Consider the following 23,346-nt stretch of genomic DNA (forward strand, 5'->3'; position numbering starts at 1 on the left):
TATAATTTATTAACGTTTTGTTAACAACAACTTAGAGTTATGCTTGAGCAATAACTTCAAATTCTAAATCTACATTTACTGATCTATGTAAACGTACAGCAGCGTTATATTTACCTAAACGCTTCACTGTTGTTACAGAGATGTATTTTTTGTCAAGTGAATGACCTGCTTTAGCTAATGCTTCAGCAACATTAATGTTGTTTACAGATCCAAATAATTTGTCTCCTTGACCAACTTTAGCTGCTATTTTTATTTCTAAAGCTTTAATAGCTTCCGCTACTACATTAGCTTCTTCCACTTCTTTAGCTTCTTTATAAGCACGTTGCTTTAAAGTTTCTTCTAATACTTTTTTAGCAGATTTTGTTGCTAAAACTGCATGACCTGTAGGGATTAAAAAGTTTCTACCATAACCGTTCTTAACCGTTACAACATCGTCTTTAAATCCTAAATTCTCAACGTCTTGTTTTAATATAAGTTCCATTGTTATGATATTTTTATTTTAATAAATCTGCTACATATGGCATTAAAGCTAAGTGACGTGCTCTTTTTACAGCTACAGACACTTTTCTTTGATACTTTAATGATGTACCTGTTAAACGTCTTGGTAAAATTTTACCTTGTGCGTTAACAAATCCTAATAACCAATCTGCATCTTTGTAATCTACGTACTTAATACCAGATTTCTTGAAACGACAATACTTTTTCTGTTTGTTAGTTTCAATATTTAAAGGAGTAAGATATCTAATTTCTCCTTCTTTTTTTCCTTTTGATTGTTGCTCTATACTTGACATAATTACGCTTTTTGTTTTAGTTTAACTCTTCTACGTTCCGCCCATGACACTGCATGTTTGTCCATAGCTACAGTTAAGTAACGCATAAAACGCTCATCACGTCTAAACTCTACTTCTAAAGGATTAATGTGTTCTCCGTCTACTTGAAATTCAAATAAATGGTAAAACCCACTTTTCTTGTTTTGGATAGGGTAAGCTAATTTCTTTAGCCCCCAATCTTCTTTTGATATCATCTTAGCTCCTCTAGTTACAAGAAATTCTTCGTATTTCTGTACTGTTTCCTTTATCTGTGTTTCAGATAAAACGGGATTTAAGATGAAAACAGCTTCATAATGATTCATAAAAATCTAATTTATTGTGTTAAAAATGAGTGCAAAAGTAATTCTTTTTATTCAATGAAACAAATACTTTTTTAAAATAATTTAGACTTTAATAGTAAGTCAAAATCAAGTGAATTTAAATGTTAATTTTTACGTTTAAGCGATGTTTTTTGGATTTTATCCGAATTTTTCGTACTATTGTCGATAACTTAACCTATAATAATACAAATACTATGATATTAAATTGTGTAGTAGTTGATGATTCAGCGATACAAAGACTTTCTATTGTAAAATTAATAGAAAACAATAATCATCTGAACTTGATTGCTGAATACAGCAGTGCGTTAGAGACTAAAAACGGATTAAACACACACAAAGTAGATCTTATCTTTTTAGATATTGAAATGCCTGTATTGAATGGTTTTGAGCTATTAGACGTACTTAATAACAAACCACAAATTGTGTTTGTCACTGGTAAAACAGAATACGCATTTAAAGCATTTAACTACGATGCTACTGATTATTTACAAAAACCTATTACAAGAGAACGTTTTAGTCAAGCGGTGGATAAAGCTGTAGAACACCATAAATTAAAACTAGATTACAATCAAGAAGAAGGAGAACATATATTTGTAAAAAGTAATCTTAAAAAACGTAAAGTTTATATTAGAGATATTAAATGGATTGAGGCCCTTGGTGACTACGTAAAATTAGTAACTGAAGATACCAGTCTTGTTGTGTTATCCACAATGAAAGCGTTTGAAAGTGAATTACCAGAAGGTAAATTTTTAAGAATCCATAAATCTTACATTGTTAACCTAGACAAAGTAGATAGATTTAACAGTAAAAATGTTGAAGTCGGTGCTTACGAAATCCCATTAAGTAGAAACAAAAAAACACAATTAGTAGACGCTTTAAATAGCATTTAAAAAAGACACTAATTTACCCCCATAAATATAAGTCCTGCTTCTTTGAAGTGGGATTTTTTGTTTCTATATTTATTTATTGTCATTAAAAAAGAAAACCAACATAATCTAAGACAATACACAGGTTCTTACAAAAAAAATAAAGTTGCATTACATCTTTTAAGCTATCTATAATTGGAAGCCGAGCCTAAACGCTAATAATTATCTACATTTATAATAACACGAACGCCCTTAAAACCTCCAATAGCTCCAAAACTAGCATTTACTTTTCTAATAGCTTCTTTTGTCTTACCTAATGGCTGTCCTTGCGGTATCTTAATCAAGATGTTTTTATGATACTGGTTACGTATTCTAGATATTGGCGGAAATTCTGGTCCTAACACATTATGCTTAAACAATTGCGTTAATGCTTTTGCTAACCAATCCGCAGCCATATCTACCTTATTATAATCACGATGTTTTAACGTGATTTTTATTAACCTGTAATACGGTGGGTATTTATAATTATAACGCTCTTCCAACTGCTCTTTAAACATACCAGCATAATCGTTAGTTGAGACTTGTTGCAATATTTTATGATATGGATTATAAGTCTGTATTAATACTTTACCCTGTTTATTGGTACGTCCTGCCCTACCCGACACCTGAAGCATTAATTGAAAACTACGTTCGTGTGCTCTAAAATCCGGGAAGTTTAGCATATTATCCGCATTCATGATACCAACCAACTTGACATTTCTAAAATCCAGTCCTTTAGTTAACATTTGCGTACCAACTAATACATCTAATTCTTGTTGCTCAAAAGCGGTTATAATCTTTTCGTAACCAAACTTACCCCGTGTCGTATCCAAATCCATACGTCCCACTTTAAGATCAGGAAACAAAAGTTTGACCTCACTTTCTATCTGCTCCGTACCAAAACCTTTAGAATCTAACCCTGGCGTACCACAAGCAAGACATTTGATAAGCATCGCACTATTATAACCACAATAATGACAACGTAATTGTTTACGGTATTGATGATACGTTAGACTAACATCACAGTTAGGACATTGCGGCGAATGTCCGCAAGTATTACACTCGACAATTGGAGAATACCCTCTTCTATTCTGAAACAAAATAACTTGGTGACCATCCGCAATAGCTTCTGTCATTTCTTCGATTAATCGATCGGAAAAATGCCCTTTCATCTTTTTACGCTTCTGTTTATCTTTGATATCAACCAACTCGATATCTGGAAGCTGCACATTATTATATCGTCTATTAATTTCGACTAAACCATACTTGTTTTCCTGAGCATTAAAGTAACTTTCTACACTAGGTGTTGCGCTACCTAATAACGTTTTTGCTTTAAAAAGCGATGCTAAAACAACTGCAGCATCTCGTGCATGATAACGTGGTGCGGGATCAAATTGCTTAAAAGAAGATTCGTGTTCTTCATCCACAATAATTAATCCTAAATCAGTAAAAGGTAAAAATATAGATGAACGCGCACCTAACACTATTTTCGCTTTCGCTGAATTATTCAATACTTGATTATAAACCTCAACACGCTCATGTGCTGAGTACTTACTATGAAACACGGCGACCTGCTCTCCAAAATAATTTTGCAAACGCGTCACTAACTGTGTCGTCAATGCAATCTCTGGAAGCAAATACAATACCTGCTGTCCTTTGGCAATTATATCCTCTATTAATTTGACATACACTTCCGTTTTACCCGAAGATGTTATACCATGTAACAATACTACATTCTGGGTTTCAAAATTGGTGTGTATCTGTTGTAAAGCTTCCGTTTGAAATTCGTTTAAAGCTTTAGAGGCTTCATTTTCTTCACCATCATAAACCACACGATCCGTTTGAATATGATAATCTTCTAAAATTCCTTTGTCAACTAACGCTTTTACTGTCGAAGAGGTCGTTTTACTTTCCGCTACTAAATCTGATACTTTAACTGGCTTTTTAGTCTTAGCCGAAATTGAAAACAAAGTCATAACAACATCACGTTGTTTTTTTGCTCTAGTGCTTAACTCGCCCAACAATTGGTTTAAAGCTTCTGGAGAGGTATAACTTTCTGTTAGCTTAACATATCTAACATATTTTGGCTTGTACTTGTCGTAGATTTCTTCATTTAAAATAATAGCTTCCTTTTCTACTAAACGTTTAACAACGGGAAGCACACTTTTCTTATCCAAAATTTTAGAAATATCTTGAATTTTAAGTGATGATTGATGCTGTAAAGCTTCATAAATTAAATACTCATCGTCTTTTAAATCGTTTATATCTAATTCTAAAGCTTCATTTTTACTAATAATGGTTTCGCTTTCAAGCAAAAAAGCATTGGGTAATCCAGCGCGCATCACTTCGCCTTCTGTGCACATATAGTATTTTGCAATCCATTGCCATAATTGCAACTGTGTAGGTGTTACTATCGGCGTATCATCTAAAATCTGATGTATCTCCTTAGCCTCGTAAATTAAAGGTTTGGTTTGATGGATAGCAGCAACAATCCCTGTATAGATTTTTGTCTTACCAAAAGGAATAGACACACGCATCCCTATCTTTAGAAAACCGCTTTCTGCTTCCGTAATACTATACGTAAAACGGTTTTCTAAAGGAATTGGAAGTATAACATCTATATAATGCAAATTGTATTTGTTGAGTAGATTATTGATTTACTGGGTTATTTTACTCTTTCCCAGTATTGCGTAGAATAGAAAAATCCGATATAACCTCTCACTTGAAGTGTTCCGTCTTCCATTACTCCTAATCGTAAATCGTAAAGCTTTCCGTTTTGTGGATCTACAACAGTACCTTCTTTATAGTATTCGTCGTCTTTAACCATGTCTTTTATAATATCTAAACCTAAAACAGGTTTATTATAATCGGCACCTTCACATTTTGCACAAAGGTTAGCGCGTTTTTTCTCATCAAAAATCTCTATGATTTTACCAAAGACTTTTCCGTCTTTTTTATAAATTTCTACAATAGATTTTTTTGCACCGGTCTCATCATCCACAGTTTTCCATTGTCCAAGAATAGTTTGTGCTCCAGCAGAAAAACTGAATAACATAATAATTACAATAAAGCTAATTTTTTTCATTTTTAAAAAGTTTTTCTAAGTTGTTTTAAAGACATGTTTAATTCGAATCCTAACAATAAGATATTCGCGTTAAGCCATAAATAAAATAATAAAATTAATAATGCACCAATAGAACCATACAGCTCATTGTATTGTGCAAAATTCTCGATATAAATACCGAATAAAAAGGACGTTAACAAAATTAAAATCGTAGTAAATAATGCCCCTACGGAGAAAAACTTAGACGACCGTCCTTCTGCTGTCCCAAAGTAATATAATACTGCGGTAGCCAAATATACCATAATAACAAAAAAACCATACTGCGCTAAAGTACTCCAAATATTAACTTGACGTCTTGCAATATAACCATGATCTGACAAATTATCAATAACATAGATATTAAAATACCCCAAAACAGCAACTGTGACTATTAATAAAAAGGATAGTATTAAAGCAATCCCTAAAGCATATAAATATTGCTTAAACCCACTACGTGTTAACTGTTGGTGATACGAGTTTTCAAAACCAGAAAACAAAGCATTAATACCATTGGCCATTAAAAAAATAGACAATAAAAACACAGAGGATAATAAACTACCGTTTTGATTACCTCCAATATTACTAAATATATTATCAGAGAAAAAATCTGATGTTGTTGGTGGTAAGATAGACTCTAAAAAGACTAAAAAGTCAGTTTGAAAATCATCTATTGGTATATGTGGTATAAAAATAATGACAAACAGCAAAAAAGGGAACAATGCCATAAAAAAGCTATATGCAATGGCACTTGCTCGAGCTGTTAAGGCACCTTTAGCTATACCTATAACGTATAACTCCACTAAATCGTATAAAGACAACCCTTCTAAACCAGGTAGTTTTACTTTACCTAATAATTTAACCAAAAGATTAACTACAGGTATTTTACTAAGCTTTTCTTCTATTGCTTGAGACATTAATTAGATAAATTGGATTACGCGATATTTTGTTTAGTATAACCTTTAAGATATATCAGTGGGTTAATCTACTGCTTTTAAACTTAAATCCATGTTATAAACAGAATGTGTTAATGCACCAGACGAAATAAAATCAACACCACACAAAGCATAGTCCCTGATGGTTTCCTCATTAATTCCTCCAGAACTTTCTGTTAAACACTGGTCTCCAATAAGTTTAACTGCTGTTTTTGTGTCTTCATAGTTAAAGTTATCGATTAATATTCTGTAGACACCCTCTGTTTTCAAAATTTCTTTAATTTCGTCTAAATCTCTAGCTTCAACAATAATTTTTAAATCACGATTGGTCTCTTTTAAATAGTGTTTTGTTTTTTCGATAGCTTTTGTAATGCCTCCCGCAAAATCAATATGATTATCCTTAAGCATTATCATATCATATAATGCAAACCTATGATTTTCTCCACCACCAATTTTAACTGCCCATTTTTCGATAGCTCTAATTCCCGGTGTTGTTTTACGTGTATCTAAAACCTTTGTTCCTGTACCTTCTAACAAATCTACAAACTGTCTCGTTTTTGTTGCAATAGCACTCATGCGTTGCATAGCATTTAACACTAAACGTTCTGCTTTTAGAATAGATTGAGATGCTCCAGTGACGTAAAAAACGATATCGCCATACTTAACTCTGCTTCCATCTTCAATAAGTGTTTCCACTTTCAGGTCTGCATCTACATAGCTAAAGACCTGCTTAGCAAACTCTACTCCTGCAATAATACCTTCGTCCTTAACTAACAACTTAGCTTTACCTTGTACCGATGCAGGAATACAAGATAATGAACTATGATCACCATCTCCAACATCTTCTCTAATAGCATTGGTAATAATTAATTCTATTTCTGTATCAAATTGCGCTTGACTTATCATTTGTATATTATTTGATGTAAAAATAAGAATACATTTTTGAATAACGATTTTGATTTATGATTTTTCAAACGAAAATATTAAGGAATCTTATATCATAAATTGTAAATTTGCCTATGACTATAAAACTTCTAGCCATAGGCAAAACTGACAATAAGCAATTACAACAGCTAATTGACGATTATATTAAACGTTTAGGTTTCTATATTGGTTTTGATCTAGATATCATTCCTGATTTAAAAAAAGTAAAAAACCTAAGTGAAGACCAGCAGAAACAAAAAGAAGGCGAACTTATTTTAAATAAGCTAAAACCGACCGATGTTTTAATATTACTGGACGAAAATGGGAAACAATTTGACAGCGTTGGTTTTTCTAACTACCTACAAAAGCACATGAATTCTGGTGCCAAGCAAGTTGTTTTTGTTATTGGAGGACCTTATGGGTTTAGTCCTGAAGTATATGCCAAAGCACAAGGAAAAATATCATTATCAAAAATGACATTTTCCCATCAAATGGTTCGTTTATTTGTTATTGAGCAATTATATCGTGGTTTTACAATTTTACGGAACGAACCGTATCATCATAGGTAATCTTAAATGACATAATTAATTAGTCAATTTTAACCTCTAATTGATCAAAAAGAAAAGCGTATTTATATAACGTTAGTTTTTCAAAATCCTTATTATTTAAGGCGCCTCCATGCCCTGTCCCATCAATAAGTAATAGACTATAAAGCGACTCATCACTCCCTTTTTCTTGAAGTGTCGCTAAAAACTTATAAGAATGTAACGGAGGCACTCTATCGTCATTCTTACCTGTGATTAACATTAGATTAGGATAATTTACATTGTCTTTAATATTATGTAATGGTGAGTATGATTTAAGATTTAAATAGTCTTCTTCAATGCTTGGTGTACCAAATTCATTTAAATTAGTATTAACAGAACCTACTGTAAATTCAGAAAAACGCAACATATCAAAAGCCCCCGCTTGAGCGATGGCTGCTTTAAACAGTTCTGGTCTTTGTGTATAGGCTGCCCCAACTAACAAACCACCATGAGATCCTCCATTAATAGCTAACTTATTGGTATTAGTATATTTTTCAGATATAAGATATTCTGCAGCAGCAATAAAATCATCAATTGCAACCTGTTTGTTTAATCTACGTCCTGCTAATCCCCAATCACTTCCTTTTGCTCCACCGCCTCTAACGTTAGGTACCGCAATAATACCTCCATGTAATAACCACAAGGTTAAAGACTCGTCAAAACTAGGAACAATGGTTGTTCCATAACCTCCATAACCGCGTAATAACGTTGGGTTACTACCATCTAATTTAGTGTCTTTTAGACAAGAAATGTACATAGGTATTTCTGTTCCATCTTTTGATTTGTAGTTAATATATCTAGTTTCTAAGGTTTCAACTTTGTAAGGAACTGATAACACTTGAATTGGTTTAAAAGTTAAATCTGACAAGGTCAGTTGATACCATATCTTAGGATGAAAAAACGACGATACGCAAAAATCGGTATGCGTTGCACTGTCTTCATTTTCGTAAAAATAGTTTAATTGTTTTCCTTCTGGAAAATCGATTTTACGCAATAATTCTCCTGTCGTATTGAAAATTAAAGCAATATTTTTTCCTTTATCAGTATAGATACACGCTATTTTATCTTTACCCAATTTATTAACCTTAGATAATAAAATATCATACTCTCCTACTAATTCTGAGACTTTATTTAATGCTGTGATATCCGCAGCTAAAACTCTACCATTACTAGCGTCCCAGTTTGTATTTAAAATAGCTGTATTACCAAAAAGTTCTTCTATGCTAACATAAAGTCCTGGCGAATTTGGATATAATAAAAAATTAGTCAAATAAAACGATTCCGAATTGACATTAGCGACAGATAAGGCTCTATAAATAGTACCTTTTACCGTATAATAATGCTTAAAAAACAACTTATCATTCAACTTAAAATAAGTAAAACTATTGGTTCCAGAAGTATCTCCATTTTGATATAATAGTTTATCCTCTGACTGATTTTGTCCTAATTTATGGTAATATAATTTTTGACCTGTAGCCTTATCTAAAAGCGCTCTCCCCGGTTCCGCTTTATTATAAGAATCATATATCACATCCTTCCCTTGCCAGATTATATTGCTACTCACTCTTAAATTAGATAATCTGTCTATTAATTGCTCTCCCGTTAATAAATTAAAAAAGAACACTTCTCTCCAATCCCCTCCATTATGAGATATTTCGACAGCTATTAAATTATCGTCTTCATTTAAATAACGATTTGTTATAGCAACATTATCCTCTTTATCTATCATAAAGTCTTTAATCCTAACTAATCGTCTGTAGTTTTTTTGACCTCTAACTCTATACGTTAAGTCAGGTGCCCGGTTTGAATTGTCATTTTTAAAATCAAATTCATATTTACTCTTTAAACTATCTTCCTTTTCTCTATAAGTCGAAAGTTCTTTAGTACGAACACTATTATACATGGTTGCTATTTGATTTCTAAGAACCCACCAATTAGTATATCGTTTTTTATTTTTATCTGTTATTTTAGTCTGCTCAGCTAACCAATCTGGTAATCTAACATCCTCAGAGTTTTCCATCCATTGATAAGGGTCTGAAATTTTATCATTAAAATAAACATCAACTGTGGAATCTCTGGGCGTAACCGGGTAATCATGTGATTTTTGAGCATTTGCACTTGTTAATGCGCCTAAAACTAAAGTGATAATAAAAAATCGAACCATTAATTATTAATTTAAATATTTGTATCAAATGTACTTAAATTGTTAAAAATACACTTAGAATTACTAAAGTACTTTATACTATTTCAAACCTGCACATTCCTTTTTATCTTTTCTCATTTGATTGGTCATCAGACCATTTACAATAGAAAAAGCAACCAATATAGTACCAAATAAGTAGTTCCAATTCTCGCTCCCTTTAAAAAGGCATGCACCTACCAAAACAATAGTAACCCATACAATTGCGTTTATTAATATTAGTTTTTTCATACTTAATTAGACATAAATACGTCTATTTTGTTACAAACATTATAAGTTATTATTAATTTGCACCAAAAACAATCTCATGCAACTCGTTTTCGCTACAAACAATTCAAACAAAGTCAAAGAAGTCCAAAGCTTAATACCAAGTCATATAAAACTACTAAGCTTAAAAGATATTGGTTGTTTTGAAGACGTACCAGAAACTCAAGACAATATAGAAGGCAACGCCATCCAAAAAGCAGAATACATAAAACTGCACTATGGTTACGATTGCTTTGCGGACGATACAGGTTTAGAGGTAGAAACACTTAATGGAGCGCCTGGTGTTTTTAGCGCCAGATATGCTGGACCACAACGTAATGATAGTGATAACATGAATTTACTATTAGAGAAATTAAAGACTAAAGATAATAGAAAGGCACAATTTAAAACCGTTATCGCTTTAAACATAAATAATAAAATGGAAACGTTTACAGGAATTTGTAAAGGTGAAATAACAACTACAAAACAAGGCGAAAAAGGTTTTGGCTACGACCCTATTTTTAAAGCAAAAGGGTTTGAGAATACATTTGCTCAAATGGATTTAGAACAAAAAAACAGTATTGGTCATCGCGGAAAAGCAGTACAACAATTAGTTGCTTATTTAAATAGTCTTTAACGACTCGTACCAAAAAGAAAAAAACTACCATTCAAATTAATAAAATCACTAATAAACGTGTAAACTGTTTTATTAGTCATGTCTTTGATTAAAAACTATACTAATACATAAATGAGAAAAAGAATAGAAGAATTAGATGCTTTAAGAGGTATTGCTGCAATTTCTGTGGTTTTATTTCATTATTTTTTCAGATACAATCAATTATTTGGACATCCAAATATGGACGGAGCATTTTTTGCTTATGGAAAAAATGGTGTCGAATTATTTTTTATAATTAGTGGTTTTGTCATCTTTTGGTCCTTAAATAGTATAAAAAAACCCTTAGACTTTGTTGTCTCACGTTTCTCTCGTTTATATCCAGTATATTGGATTGCCGTTATATTAACCTTCTTATTTGTTGGCTTTTTTGAATTACCTGGAAGAGCTGTCGATTTACCTTCGTTTATAGGAAATTTTCTAATGTTTCATGATTATTTCGATATACCAAGCGTAGATGGAGTTTACTGGACTTTAAAAGTAGAGCTTACGTTTTACTTATGGATTTTAGTAATCTTAAGCCTAAAAAAACTCCATAAAATAAATATTATTATCCTTTTCGCACTAATTTTAAGCGCCTTAATTCATTTAAAAATTATACACTTACCGCGACAGGTAAAAGAACTATTAATGTTCCAATGGTTTGCCCTTTTCAGTATTGGAATATGTCTTTATAAAATTTCAAATAAAAAACATAACACCTTTACATTTGTAAATTTAACATTATCGCTTCTAATAACAATACTTATATTTTCGTTTAAGAGCTTCATAATTTATAGTTGTTTTACTATAATTTTATATTTAGCAGTTAATAACAAAATGAGCTTTCTAAGAAACAAAAAACTAATATTCCTCGGAACTATATCTTACAGCTTGTACTTAATACACCAAAACATAGGATATATAATTATTAGAAAAGGATATCAATATGATATACATCCTATAATCTCTATAACTATTGCCATAATATTCACAATAGGATTATCCTTTCTATTGAATAAATATATTGAGAAACCAACCGGGAAATTCATAAAAAAAATATATAAACTACGTCAACCTACAACTATTTCTAAACAAAAAAAATCAACTATTGACACTTTATAAGTTTATTAAAAAAAAATTCTTTGCATTAAATAAAAATACATCATTTATTATTTAACGTAATTAAAATATCAAAGTTGACCTTTCTCTATTAATAGCTTTCCATGTATTTGTTTTAGAACACTTTAGCACTTTATTAATTAAAAAATTGAATATCAAAATAAAAGTGTACCTTTGCAACCTGAAAAACCCATGAGGGTTTCTCTATTCCTCAGAGAGAGGATGTGTTATTAGAAGTTAAGGTTAAGTATATTCAATGCGCTTCTATTTGTAACACCAAACAGATTGACATTGAAATACATAACAAAAAAGAATGAGCACATTCCAAGATTTAGGTCTAAACGAAGATCTATTAAAAGGTATTAACGATTTAGGTTTTGAAAAACCATCAGAAGTACAAGCAAAAGCAATCCCAATTTTATTAAACGAAGAAACAGATTTAGTAGCGTTAGCGCAAACTGGAACTGGTAAAACTGCAGCATTTGGTTTTCCAATGTTACAGAAGATTGACGTAAACAGTCGTACCACTCAAGGTTTAATTTTATCTCCAACACGTGAACTTTGTTTACAGATTGCGAATGAAATGAAAGCCTACGGTAAATACTGTAAAGGTTTAAATGTTGTCGCTATATATGGTGGTTCAAGTATTACTGATCAAGCAAGAGAAGTAAAACGTGGAGCGCAAATCATTGTAGCTACACCTGGTCGTATGAAAGATATGATCAATCGTCGCTTAGTAGACATTACTAAAATCCAATATTCGGTTTTAGATGAAGCTGATGAGATGTTAAACATGGGATTCAAGGAAGACATTACAGACATATTATCTGGTACTCCTGACGACAAGAACACATGGTTATTCTCTGCTACAATGCCAAGAGAAGTTTCCACTATTGCTAAGAAATTTATGGTTAATCCACAAGAAATTACTGTGGGGCATAAAAATGAAAGTACAAGTAACGTCTCTCACGAATATTACATGGTTAACGCTCGTGATCGTTACCAAGCTTTAAAACGTTTAGCAGATGCAAATCCTGATATATTTTCAGTTATATTTTGTAGAACAAAACGTGATACGCAAAAAGTAGCTGAAAACTTAATAGAAGACGGTTACAGTGCTGGTGCATTACATGGTGATTTATCTCAAAATCAACGTGATATTGTAATGAAGCAATTTAGATCTCGTCAAATCCAAATGCTTGTTGCAACAGATGTTGCTGCACGTGGTATTGATGTAGATGATATTACACACGTTATTAATTACCAATTAAGTGACGAGATAGAAACTTATACACACCGTTCTGGTAGAACAGGTCGTGCTGGTAAAACAGGTGTATCTATGGTAATTGTTTCTAAAAGTGAAGTACGTCGTTTAAAAAGTATCGAGCGTATTATTAACAAGAAATTTGAATTAAAAGAAATTCCTAACGGAATGGCTATTTGCGAAGTACAATTAATGTCTTTAGCAAATAAAATACATAACACAGAAATCAATCATGAGATTGATAAATATTTGGGAGATATTAATACTTTATTTGAAGACACTTCAAAAGAAGAACTTATTAAAAAATTCTTCTCTGTAGAGTTTACTCGTTTCTTTAACTATTATCAAAAATCTAAAAACTTAAATGTTGCAGGTGGAGACTCTGGTCGTGATAGTGGTCGTGAAGGAAGACCTCAATCTTCTGGAAGCGCAGCACGTTTCTTTATTAATGTTGGAGAAAAAGATGGTTATGACTGGATGAAATTAAAAGATTTCTTGAAAGAAGTTTTAGATTTAGGTCGTGATGATGTCTTTAAAGTAGATGTTAAAGAAACATTCTCTTTCTTTAATACAGAAAAAGAACACCAAGAAAAAGTCTTAGCATTCTTTACAGATTACAAAGACAATGGACGTTTTGTTAATGTAGAAGTTACAGAAGACAGAGGCGGAAGTCGTGGTGGTGGTCGTGATAGAAACCGTGGTGGCGGTGGTGGAAGACGTCGTGAAGGTGGAAGTGGTGGCGGAAGACGTCGCGATGACAAACCAAGAGGAGAAAGACGTTCTTCTAGAAGAAGTGATGACAGTTCTGGAAGCAGAAGTGACAGACGTAGAAGTAATGAAGGTAACTCTGACAGCAATGGAGGACGTGGAGACAGAGATAAATCTGAATTTAAAACCTCTCACTCAAGACCAACAAGATCTAGACGTAGAGATTAATCTTATAAAATAGAGCAACAAAAACTTAAACCTTTTTGTTAATATTTAGTCAAATAACAAAGAAGACGCCATTTTTAGCGTTTTCTTTGTTATTTTTATATCAGAACTATTCTACATGAAGTATTATTTATTTATTTTTCTACTTGCTTTGAGCACCTCTGTCGGTTTGTCTCAAAACAAAGCAGAAAACACAACTGCTAAAAAAAGCACGGACTCTATAACTGCAAAATCAGAATCTACAGTTAAAGGTATTATTATCGATGCCACATCTAATCAACCTTTAGAAAATGTAAATATTGTTAACTTAAATCAAGTTATTGGTACTGCAACTAATGCTAAAGGTGAATTTGAATTACGTGCTAGAGCAAATGACACACTACACCTCTCCTATTTAGGTTTTAAGTCCATCAAAGTAAAGGTAACTAATGACTGGGTTGATAGAATAGAAAAATCTACAATTACACTTACAGAACTAGCTTTAGCTTTAGAAGAAGTTGTTGTTACTGGACTTCAATTAACGGGATATTTAGAAGTAGACATCAAACAAGTTAAAATTAATACCAATTACAGATATAGTATTTCTGGATTATCAAATGGTTATGAAGCAGGAAAAGGACAAGCAAGTGCCGTTACTAAAGTCTTAGGTTCCATATTTAACCCTTTAGACTTTTTATATAATACGTTTAGTAAAAAAGGCAAAGAGTTACGCAAATTAAAGCAAATGAAAGAGGATGATAACATTCGAAATACTCTAGCTGGTCGATTTGACCGAGAAGTATTAACCGCTTTACTTGGAGTCAATAAAGTTGATTTAGACGAAATTGTTAGCCAATGTAACTATTCTCTAGAATTTGTTAGTACAGCAAACGATCTTCAGATTTTGGATGCGATTAGCGAATGTTATGAAGAATACAAAGTATTAAACAGAGGTCGCAAAAAAAGAATTTAATAAATAGTCGATACCAATAAAAAAAACGCCAATTAAATAATTGGCGTTTTTTTTATTGGTATTTTAAAGCATACTTTTAATACAGCTATAATCACTAAATATCTGTCGTCGGCTTGTTGTAATAGCGTTCTATAATTTTATCATAACTTTTGATAGTCTGCTTACACCAATCGAATCTCTTTTCTAAAATTTCATTTTCACTAAGTTTCCAGTTGACTTCTGATTTTTTTAATTTAGAGGTCACATGTTGCAGTATTATTGCAGCACTTACTGATATATTTAAACTTTCAGTAAAACCAACCATTGGTATTTTTAAAAAGCTATCTGCTTGTTTTAATACCTCAGAGGACAAACCTTCTGTTTCTCTTCCAAAGAAAAAACAAGACTTTTTAGTCACATCAAAGTCATATAAATCACAATCATCAGTATGCGGTGTTGTCGCAACTATTTGATAACCTTTGTCCTTCATATCTTTGATACAATCATTTACAGAATGGTATCTATTTAAATCCACCCATTTTTGCGCACCCATCGCTATTTCTCGATCAATACTTTTACTATTAGTTTCTTCTACAATATTCAACTCTTGCAAACCAAAAACATCACAAGTTCTCATCACTGCACTTGTATTGTGTAGCTGATAGACATCTTCTGTTGCAACCGTAAAATGCTTAGTTCGTTGACTTAACACTTTTTTAAACCGTCCCAATCTATGATCTGTTAAAAATGTTTCTAAATGTTCTAATAATTGTATATCTATCATATTACAAAAATAAAAAAACCTGATATTTTATCATCAGGTTTTAAATATGGATTAAAATTTTAAATTAGTTAACACCAATGTTTCCTTGTGCTATTAAATACTCTAAGTTACTTGGACTTAAATGCACATTAACATAACCATCGACAGCTAGCACATCATTATACCCAAAAGGCGTACCATCGTCTAACATATCTATATTAGATCTACTTATCCCTGTTGTTCCGTTTATTGTAGCAAAAGAGAACAAAACAGCGCCAGGTGCTGTTGCAATAGCTCCTGAATGAATATGTGCTGGATGTACACCTCCGTTAGGTGTTCCTGTTAATGCTATAACCGCTAAAGCTTCTCCATTAACACGCTCTGTAAACACAATTGTTCCCATTACACCATCTAAATCAACTTCATTTAATGGATAACTTACCGTATTTGTTGTTAACTCATTCTGACCAATATCAGATTCTGCAACAATAGCATTATCTGTTTCACTACGGTGTATTGCAAAATACCCGTCATAATCCAACAGGTTTTCATAAGATATTGCACTACCATCAGCTAAAGTACTAAATGTTGTTTCGCTATATCCTGTGGTTCCATTTACAGACACTAAACTAACTGCAATTGCGCCAGTTTCGGCTGCTGTATTAAAATGAATATGTGCTGGATACAACTCTTCTGCAGTTGTCCCAACTAAATTAATAGCGATAGTAACAGAATTATTAGAATTTTTTATAAAATTAGCAGTTCCATAAATTCCAGAATTATTAAAACGTTCTATGCTAAATGATTTAGAGTCTATTTGCGTAATTACTTCTGGTGTATCATCATCAGAACAATTAGTAAATAGAGTAATGGAAAAAATAATTAAAAGGTACTTGAGGGATTTCATGGATTAATTTTTTAAATAAATGACTTATTTTTTTTCTAAGCACTAAGGTATTAAAGGGAATTAATCTTAAGTTTATAATCTGATATCAAAAGTACTAAAAAAAATAATGGCACTAATAAAACTATTCACCTGTTTATCATTCTGTTCATTATACGCTTTGAACGCAATAGCACAGGTTGCCATACCGTTTAATCCAAAAGACACAGTTGCTTACAGCGCTATTAATTCAGAAAAAGTAATAGCATTAGGAAACCTGATTGAATCCACGATATATAAAAGCGAACCTGAAGTATATATATCAAAATTTTATACTAATGTTTTTGTAAAGCGCATTCTAGATATAAATCCTTCAATTAGTCAAAATACTGAAGTCATAAAGCCTTTTGCTAAAGGCATACAACAAGGGCTAAATAAATTTCCGCTAGAAATTATAAGAGACGTAGAAAATGGTGCTTATTATGATTTTGTAAATTACAGGTATGACCACTATCGTCAAACTTATTATATCTTATTTAGATTATACTCTTCGGAAAGCGGTATGAATTATCATGATTATAGAATTCATAAAAAAGATGGAGAGATGCTAATCTCTGATGCCTACCTCTACCTTTCGGGTGAAGATATATCACAAACTATGGCGAGATTAATGGGCTATGCTATGCCTAATAAAAAAATATTAGGGCTTATAGAAAATACTAAACGTGAAGGTGTCGCTGATTTATTTAAAGCCATACAATACAAAAAAACAGGTGAATTTAAACAAGCCTATGCACTGATAAATAGTATTACTTCAGAAATTTCTAAAGAGAAATTTTTTCTTGTTTTTAAAACTATTATTGCCAGTACTATTGATGATGCAACTTATTTAAATGCCTTAGAAGAATTATTAACAAATTTTTCCGACGACCCTACAATTGTTTTAAATAAAATAGACTATTATATTTATAAAGGCAACTATTTTGAAGCTATACAAGTTATAAATCAGCTACAAGAAAACACAGAAGATGATTTTTTAAATTTTCTAAAAGCTAATGTTGCTTTTCAGGATGAAAACTTTGATTTTGCATTAAATAACTATGACTATATGGTTCAAAACTATCCCGATTTCTTTGAAGGACAAGCTGGTTATTTAAATACTTTAGCAATGATGAAAAAGTACACCGAAGTTACCGATTTTATAGATACTTTAATTTCTGAAGGCTATGAAAGAGATGCACTAATAAATTACATTGAAAAAAATGATGCTTATGGCGAAAATATACTAGATCCCTTAGTCCAATCCGAACCATACAAATCATGGAAACTTAAGACCAAAAATTAATATGAAACATTTAGTAGTACTTACTGGCGCAGGTATGAGTGCCGAAAGCGGCATAAAAACCTTTAGAGGTGCAGATGGCTTATGGGAGGGACATGATGTTATGACAGTAGCATCTCCAGAAGGATTTGCTGCTAACCCTGAACTGGTTTTAGAGTTTTATAACCAACGTAGACAGCAACTTTTAAAAGTTAAACCTAATAAAGCACACCTAGAACTCGCTAACCTAGAAAAACATTTTAAAGTCACTATTATTACTCAAAATATTGACGATCTTCACGAACGAGCAGGAAGTACAAACGTTGTGCATTTGCATGGCGAATTATTAAAAGTAAGAAGCACCAAAAATAAAAACGTCGTTTTAGACTGGAAAAAAAACCTTATTATTGGAGATGTTGATCAAAAAGGAAACCAACTAAGACCGCATATCGTATGGTTTGGAGAGGCTGTACCATTAATAGATAAAGCTATGGAAATATGTGCAACAGCAGATAAATTACTAATTATCGGTACCTCGTTGCAGGTCTATCCCGCAGCTAGTTTAATGCACTATGTCCCAGAAAATATACCCAAGTTTTTTATCGATCCTAATCCTTCTATTTCCAGTACTAAAGACTTAACTGTTATTGCTGAAACTGCTACGCAAGGTATTAACACCTTTATTTCGATTTTTTAATTATGAAATACACCTTGTTACTGCTCTCAGTATTTTTTTCAACACACGCTAACAGCCAAAACTCTGTCCTTTCTTTTAGAGAAAAGTTATTACTGAAATCAAATATTAATACACAAAGTGAATCCTTTTCTATTCAAGACAACGACCAATCTGTTTTAGTAAATGCTAATAACACCTATAGATTAGAAGTTGCTGCTAATTATAAATTTCTAGGCTTAAAAATCGGCTTTTCCCCAAGTAGTAGAAACTCCAATTTTAAATCCAAATTTTTAAATTATCAGCTAAACGTTTTTGTAAAACAATGGATACAAAGTATTGAATATAGAAAGGTTCAAGGTTTTTATCAAGAAAATAATGCCGAGTTATTGACGCAGTTCCCTAAATTAAAAACTACGAGTTGGATCGGGACAACATCCTATGTTTTAAATAATAATTTTTCTTTAAAACACTTAACGCATTTAAATGAATGGCAAAGAGAAACTGCCGGTAGTTTTGTACCCACATTAAAATATGGTTTTAATAGATTAAGTAACATCATAGACAATCAAAAGGTTGTAGAAAATAGTTTTGATATATCTATTGCCCCAGCTTATTATTATACCTGGGCATTTAAAGAGCATTGGTTTATCTCCTCCTCTATAGCTCCTGCAGTAGGCTTACGATTTACTACCGAAAAATTTAATGAAACGACAAGCAAAGACATCTTTGTATCACGTGCTTTAGATCTGACATTACAATTTGGTTATACTTCTGAAACTATTAGTGCTGGTGCTAGTTTTAATTTTGACTCGAATGCCATAAATAAAGATATCGCACAAAGTGTCGTTACAGATAAAAGTTATGCAAGCCTTTATTTTGGTTACAGATTTGAACCTCCTAATTTTTTAAAACGAACTGCGCAAACTATTGAAGACCAATTAGGTTTATAATTTTAGTATTAACAATGACACCAAAAAAATGAATACAAAAAATTTAGACCTTCTCAATATAGGTCTTGTCGCTATATCACTGTTAGTCGCTTTTAAACTACCTTTTGAGTTATTTTTATTTTCCTACGCTGTACTCGGACCTCTCCATTATCTAACAGAAATCAATTGGTTAAAAGAGCATCATTACTTTATTAAGTCAAATAAAAAATGGACTTATTTATTCATACTATTTCCAATCATTATTGCTATTTACCCGATCTATGCGTTTCTCAATCTTGGTATTAGTAACTCCTTAAATGATATTTTGATACTAATTAATGGTCATAGTAATACGTTACTATTAATCGGTTTTTTTATTGCTCTAGGATTGTTATTTGTAACTAAAGCAAAACACATATTTTTAGTTTTATTTTTAGCAATACTATTAGCTATAATCTTGACACTTTACATCCCGAGCACTCTAATTTTTATTGGATTATTCTTACCTACAATTGTACATGTCTATTTATTCACTTTTCTTTTTATTGTTTTTGGTGCTCTAAAATCAAAGAGTAAAAATGGGTTTATTTTAGCAGTTATAATGCTCTGTGTTCCTTTTATTATTTGGTTTATTCCAATCAATCCAAAAAGTTATAATTTAAGTCAAACTGTTAGAGAAACTTATATCGCAACTAATATGATGGGCGTAAATGCTAAAATTGCAGCGTATTTAAATCTATTACAAAATGGTCAGTTTATGGCACTTTCAGAGATTGGTTTAAAAATCCAAGTATTTATAGGCTTTGCGTACACCTACCATTATCTTAATTGGTTTTCCAAGACCTCTGTTATAGGTTGGAAAAAATCAATTACTAAACAAAAAGGAATCCTAATAATTTGTATCTGGTCACTATCTATAGCCCTTTATATTTATGATTATAAAACAGGTCTCATTGCTTTATTCTTTTTAAGCTTTCTGCATGTATTTTTAGAATTTCCTTTAAATGCATTAACGATAAAAGAAGTTTTTTCTATCAAAAATTACAAACAAAAATAACTTATTTCATCAAATTAATATCTGCAATACTTTTAATTCTATTACGCTCTAAAAAAGCATCAATAGTTTCAAAATGTTCAATAACACGTTGATCTTTAAATTCAAACACCTTTTCTGACAACCCTTGTAAAAAGTCTCTGTCGTGAGATACTAATATTAACGTACCATCAAACGTTTTTAACGCTTCTTTTAAGACATCTTTAGACTTTAAATCTAAGTGATTTGTAGGCTCATCCAATATTAACAGATTAACAGGTTCCAATAATAATTTAACCATGGCTAATCTTGTTTTTTCTCCTCCAGATAAAACACCTACTTTTTTATCAATATCATCGCCTTTAAACATAAAACGACCTAAAATATTTTTAACACCCGTCCTAACATCTCCTTTAGCCACTTCATCCACTGTTTGAAAAACGGTAAGATCGTTATCTAATAAAGCAGCTTGATTTTGTGCAAAATAACCCACTTGCACGTTATGTCCCAAACTACATTGTCCATCATACTCTATCTCTCCTAAAATAGCTTTAATCATAGTAGACTTACCTTCCCCGTTTCGACCAACAAAACTGACCTTCTCACCTCTTTTTATAGACATATTTGCATCACTAAACACGACTAAATCATCATATTTTTTTGTCAAACCTTGTACAGCAACTGGGTAATCTCCCGATCTTGGTGCCGGAGGAAAGCTAAGTTTTAATGCCGAATTATCGACTTCATCAATTTCAATAATTTGTAACTTTTCAAGCATACGTTCTCTTGAGGTGACTTGATTAGTTTTAGAATATGTCCCTTTAAAACGATCAATAAAGGTCTGATTATCTGCAATAAATTTTTGTTGTTCTTGGTAGGCTTTAACTTGGTGGACACGTCTATCTTCTCTTAACTGTAAATAGTGACTATAATTAGCTTTGTAATCATAAATACGCCCCATAGTAACTTCAATAGTACGATTGGTGATATTATCAATAAAAGCTCTATCGTGAGATATTACCATTACGGCATCTGCTTTATTAACTAAAAAGTCCTCCAACCAAATCACAGACTCGATATCTATGTGGTTAGTAGGCTCATCCAATAATATTAAATCAGGTTTTTGTAATAGTATTTTAGCCAGCTCAATTCGCATACGCCAGCCGCCAGAAAACTCGTTAGTTAATCTAACAAAATCTTCTTGTTTAAATCCTAATCCTTTTAATGCTTTCTCTACTTCTGCATCATAATTAACGTCTTCTAACGCATAGTATTTTTCACCTAAATCAGAGACTTTTTCTATGATAGACATATACGCATCACTTTCGTAATCTGTTCTAGTTTCTAATGCCTTATTAAGTGACTCCATCTCATCACGCATATCATAAACATGCTTAAAAGCTTTAGCAGCTTCTTCAAAAACAGTACAATCATCTTCTGTTAATAAATGTTGAGGCAAATAAGCAATTACAGCATCTTTTGGTGCTCTAACATGTCCTCTGGTTGGGCTCTGCTTACCTGCTACAATCTTCATCATAGTAGATTTACCAGCTCCATTTTTTCCCATTAATGCAATTTTATCTGTTGCATTAATAACAAAAGATACATCACTAAATAAAGTGGTTCCACTAAACTCTACTGCTAAATTATCTATAGAAATCATAGTCTGTTTTTTAATGTTGCGAAAGTAATAAAAAGACTAGTATCTAAAACAATCTTGATTTGACTTTGTCAGAAAAAAAACCGAACTTCGTTTTAACACCTTAAAAAAATAAAAATAGTGCACTAAAATATCGGCTGAAGCAAATTCCTAACAGATCTAAAGAAATAAATTATAAATGACTATAGAAAAATACAATCAAAAATTATTAGCAATTTTAGGAACCATTGGAGTCCTTTTTTTAACAGTTGCTCTTGTTGCAATTATTGCGATTACTATTATGGAACATCGTCGATATAATTATGATGATATTGAGACAGGGATTTTATCTGATGAAAAGATTGAAAAACTACAACAAGAAAATAAACGAGAACAAATCATCTCATACGAAACACCAAAACTTATTGATACGCTAAATTTGGTTTATATTATACCTGTTTCGCATAAAACGCTAAACCAAACAGAGGACATCAATGAGGTTTTGAATGCTTTTTCTTCCTATGAAAACTATGAATCAGCAGAAAACAGATACTCTAATGACTTTTATGGGGCTTATAATAATGTTATTATTTACAATCCAAAGGACGAAACAAATAAAAAATTATTTGACCACCGAGTAAGTTTTAATACCATCAATACAACGTATTATGACAATGACATTCTATTAGTAATTAAAGCATCCGAAAAAGACACCTACAAAGATGGTGTTATAGATTTACAGGACCTTAAATCGTTATACCTCTATTCTTTCAGCAAAAATAAAATAGAAAAAATAAATATGGACGGTATGGATGTTTACAATTATACTTTTATAGATAAAAGTAAAGATTTAATAATAGCTTTTGGAGTTGATAAAAATAATGATGGCCAATTTAATGAACATAACGAGCCTACTTTAATTAAAAAATACGATTTTAATAATGGTGCATTACTTGATATTATTGATACAAAAACAACATCAGAACTACAAAAACTATTAGAAGGCACATTAAAATAACGCAATAGACCGTAATTAAAATACACTAATAACCGTTAGTCATAGTAACAAATCTAAAATTTGTTTTCATCTGTATAATATCTACCCTCTCAATTAACAACAAAACAAACAAGTTGCTATTTTTAAAAGATATCG

The 23,346-nt window shown here is 31.7% G+C and carries 23 protein-coding genes; 11 read left to right on the forward strand and 12 right to left on the reverse strand.

Annotated features, from left to right (window positions below):
- Positions 1-37 precede the first annotated feature (37 nt).
- The 3 genes from rplI to rpsF are packed head-to-tail and all read right to left on the reverse strand — an operon-like array spanning position 38 to position 1,132.
- Positions 38-481, reverse strand: a complete 444-nt coding sequence (gene rplI / locus E9099_RS00370; protein WP_136581791.1) for a 50S ribosomal protein L9 — start codon at positions 479-481, stop codon at positions 38-40.
- 13 nt (positions 482-494) lie between these two features.
- Positions 495-791, reverse strand: a complete 297-nt coding sequence (gene rpsR, locus E9099_RS00375) for a 30S ribosomal protein S18 (RefSeq protein WP_101018072.1) — start codon at positions 789-791, stop codon at positions 495-497.
- A gap of 2 nt (positions 792-793) precedes the next feature.
- On the reverse strand, positions 794-1,132 hold the full coding sequence (rpsF, locus tag E9099_RS00380) for a 30S ribosomal protein S6 (protein WP_101018071.1): 339 nt from the start codon (positions 1,130-1,132) through the stop codon (positions 794-796).
- Positions 1,133-1,344: 212 nt separating this feature from the next.
- On the opposite strand from rpsF, the gene E9099_RS00385 reads away from it, so the two are divergent.
- Positions 1,345-2,040 (forward strand): LytR/AlgR family response regulator transcription factor, encoded by a 696-nt coding sequence (locus E9099_RS00385; protein WP_101018070.1) that lies wholly within the window; start codon positions 1,345-1,347, stop codon positions 2,038-2,040.
- A 191-nt stretch (positions 2,041-2,231) separates the two neighbouring features.
- Here E9099_RS00385 and priA read toward each other — a convergent pair whose 3' ends face one another.
- The 4 genes from priA to nadC all read right to left on the reverse strand — a co-directional run bounded on the left by priA (position 2,232) and on the right by nadC (position 6,996).
- Positions 2,232-4,685 (reverse strand): primosomal protein N', encoded by a 2,454-nt coding sequence (gene priA / locus E9099_RS00390; protein WP_136581792.1) that lies wholly within the window; start codon positions 4,683-4,685, stop codon positions 2,232-2,234.
- Between the two features lie 35 nt (positions 4,686-4,720).
- Positions 4,721-5,140, reverse strand: a complete 420-nt coding sequence (locus tag E9099_RS00395; protein WP_136581793.1) for a DUF2147 domain-containing protein — start codon at positions 5,138-5,140, stop codon at positions 4,721-4,723.
- A 2-nt stretch (positions 5,141-5,142) separates the two neighbouring features.
- Positions 5,143-6,072: a YihY/virulence factor BrkB family protein gene (locus E9099_RS00400; RefSeq protein ID WP_136581794.1), complete on the reverse strand. Its 930-nt coding sequence runs from the start codon at positions 6,070-6,072 to the stop codon at positions 5,143-5,145.
- A 63-nt stretch (positions 6,073-6,135) separates the two neighbouring features.
- Positions 6,136-6,996 (reverse strand): carboxylating nicotinate-nucleotide diphosphorylase, encoded by an 861-nt coding sequence (gene nadC / locus E9099_RS00405; protein WP_136581795.1) that lies wholly within the window; start codon positions 6,994-6,996, stop codon positions 6,136-6,138.
- Between the two features lie 113 nt (positions 6,997-7,109).
- On the opposite strand from nadC, the gene rlmH reads away from it, so the two are divergent.
- A complete protein-coding gene (gene rlmH / locus E9099_RS00410) occupies positions 7,110-7,583 on the forward strand; it encodes a 23S rRNA (pseudouridine(1915)-N(3))-methyltransferase RlmH (protein ID WP_136581796.1) in 474 nt (157 codons plus the stop codon).
- A gap of 19 nt (positions 7,584-7,602) precedes the next feature.
- On the opposite strand, the gene E9099_RS00415 is transcribed toward rlmH, so the two are convergent.
- Entirely contained in the window at positions 7,603-9,765 is a 2,163-nt protein-coding gene (locus E9099_RS00415) for a prolyl oligopeptidase family serine peptidase (protein WP_136581797.1), read from the reverse strand.
- A gap of 78 nt (positions 9,766-9,843) precedes the next feature.
- Positions 9,844-10,032: a hypothetical protein gene (locus E9099_RS00420; protein WP_136581798.1), complete on the reverse strand. Its 189-nt coding sequence runs from the start codon at positions 10,030-10,032 to the stop codon at positions 9,844-9,846.
- Positions 10,033-10,108: 76 nt separating this feature from the next.
- On the opposite strand from E9099_RS00420, the gene E9099_RS00425 reads away from it, so the two are divergent.
- From E9099_RS00425 to E9099_RS00440, 4 genes are all read left to right on the forward strand, one after another.
- Positions 10,109-10,684 carry a non-canonical purine NTP diphosphatase gene (locus E9099_RS00425; protein ID WP_136581799.1) on the forward strand — a complete coding sequence of 192 codons (576 nt, stop codon included), beginning with the start codon at positions 10,109-10,111 and terminating at the stop codon, positions 10,682-10,684.
- Positions 10,685-10,795: 111 nt separating this feature from the next.
- On the forward strand, positions 10,796-11,824 hold the full coding sequence (locus E9099_RS00430; protein WP_136581800.1) for an acyltransferase family protein: 1,029 nt from the start codon (positions 10,796-10,798) through the stop codon (positions 11,822-11,824).
- Positions 11,825-12,134: 310 nt separating this feature from the next.
- Positions 12,135-14,021 carry a DEAD/DEAH box helicase gene (locus tag E9099_RS00435; protein WP_136581801.1) on the forward strand — a complete coding sequence of 629 codons (1,887 nt, stop codon included), beginning with the start codon at positions 12,135-12,137 and terminating at the stop codon, positions 14,019-14,021.
- Between the two features lie 115 nt (positions 14,022-14,136).
- Positions 14,137-14,970, forward strand: coding sequence for a carboxypeptidase-like regulatory domain-containing protein (locus E9099_RS00440; RefSeq protein ID WP_136581802.1), 834 nt, complete (start codon positions 14,137-14,139; stop codon positions 14,968-14,970).
- 94 nt (positions 14,971-15,064) lie between these two features.
- Here the strand turns inward: E9099_RS00440 and E9099_RS00445 are convergent, their stop codons facing one another.
- Together E9099_RS00445 and E9099_RS00450 are read right to left on the reverse strand one after the other, a co-directional pair.
- The gene (locus E9099_RS00445) at positions 15,065-15,733 is read right to left on the reverse strand and encodes a TrmH family RNA methyltransferase (RefSeq protein WP_136581803.1); all 669 of its coding nucleotides are present in this window, start codon (positions 15,731-15,733) and stop codon (positions 15,065-15,067) included.
- A 64-nt stretch (positions 15,734-15,797) separates the two neighbouring features.
- Positions 15,798-16,619, reverse strand: coding sequence for a hypothetical protein (locus E9099_RS00450; RefSeq protein ID WP_136581804.1), 822 nt, complete (start codon positions 16,617-16,619; stop codon positions 15,798-15,800).
- 106 nt (positions 16,620-16,725) lie between these two features.
- On the opposite strand from E9099_RS00450, the gene E9099_RS00455 reads away from it, so the two are divergent.
- Genes E9099_RS00455 through E9099_RS00470 form a run of 4 tightly spaced genes read left to right on the forward strand, consistent with a single transcriptional unit; the run spans position 16,726 to position 20,578 of the window.
- Positions 16,726-17,940 carry a hypothetical protein gene (locus E9099_RS00455; protein ID WP_136581805.1) on the forward strand — a complete coding sequence of 405 codons (1,215 nt, stop codon included), beginning with the start codon at positions 16,726-16,728 and terminating at the stop codon, positions 17,938-17,940.
- 1 nt (position 17,941) lies between these two features.
- Positions 17,942-18,613, forward strand: a complete 672-nt coding sequence (locus tag E9099_RS00460) for an SIR2 family NAD-dependent protein deacylase (protein ID WP_136581806.1) — start codon at positions 17,942-17,944, stop codon at positions 18,611-18,613.
- A gap of 2 nt (positions 18,614-18,615) precedes the next feature.
- Positions 18,616-19,542 (forward strand): DUF4421 family protein, encoded by a 927-nt coding sequence (locus E9099_RS00465; protein WP_136581807.1) that lies wholly within the window; start codon positions 18,616-18,618, stop codon positions 19,540-19,542.
- A 28-nt stretch (positions 19,543-19,570) separates the two neighbouring features.
- The gene (locus E9099_RS00470; RefSeq protein ID WP_136581808.1) at positions 19,571-20,578 is read left to right on the forward strand and encodes a hypothetical protein; all 1,008 of its coding nucleotides are present in this window, start codon (positions 19,571-19,573) and stop codon (positions 20,576-20,578) included.
- A 1-nt stretch (position 20,579) separates the two neighbouring features.
- Here the strand turns inward: E9099_RS00470 and E9099_RS00475 are convergent, their stop codons facing one another.
- Positions 20,580-22,217, reverse strand: a complete 1,638-nt coding sequence (locus E9099_RS00475) for an ABC-F family ATP-binding cassette domain-containing protein (protein WP_136581809.1) — start codon at positions 22,215-22,217, stop codon at positions 20,580-20,582.
- 175 nt (positions 22,218-22,392) lie between these two features.
- Between E9099_RS00475 and E9099_RS00480 the strand changes: the two genes are divergently transcribed.
- On the forward strand, positions 22,393-23,211 hold the full coding sequence (locus E9099_RS00480) for a hypothetical protein (RefSeq protein WP_136581810.1): 819 nt from the start codon (positions 22,393-22,395) through the stop codon (positions 23,209-23,211).
- The last annotated feature ends 135 nt before the right edge of the window (positions 23,212-23,346 follow it).

The sequence above is a fragment of the Psychroserpens sp. NJDZ02 genome (genome assembly GCF_004843725.1).
Taxonomy (GTDB): domain Bacteria; phylum Bacteroidota; class Bacteroidia; order Flavobacteriales; family Flavobacteriaceae; genus Olleya.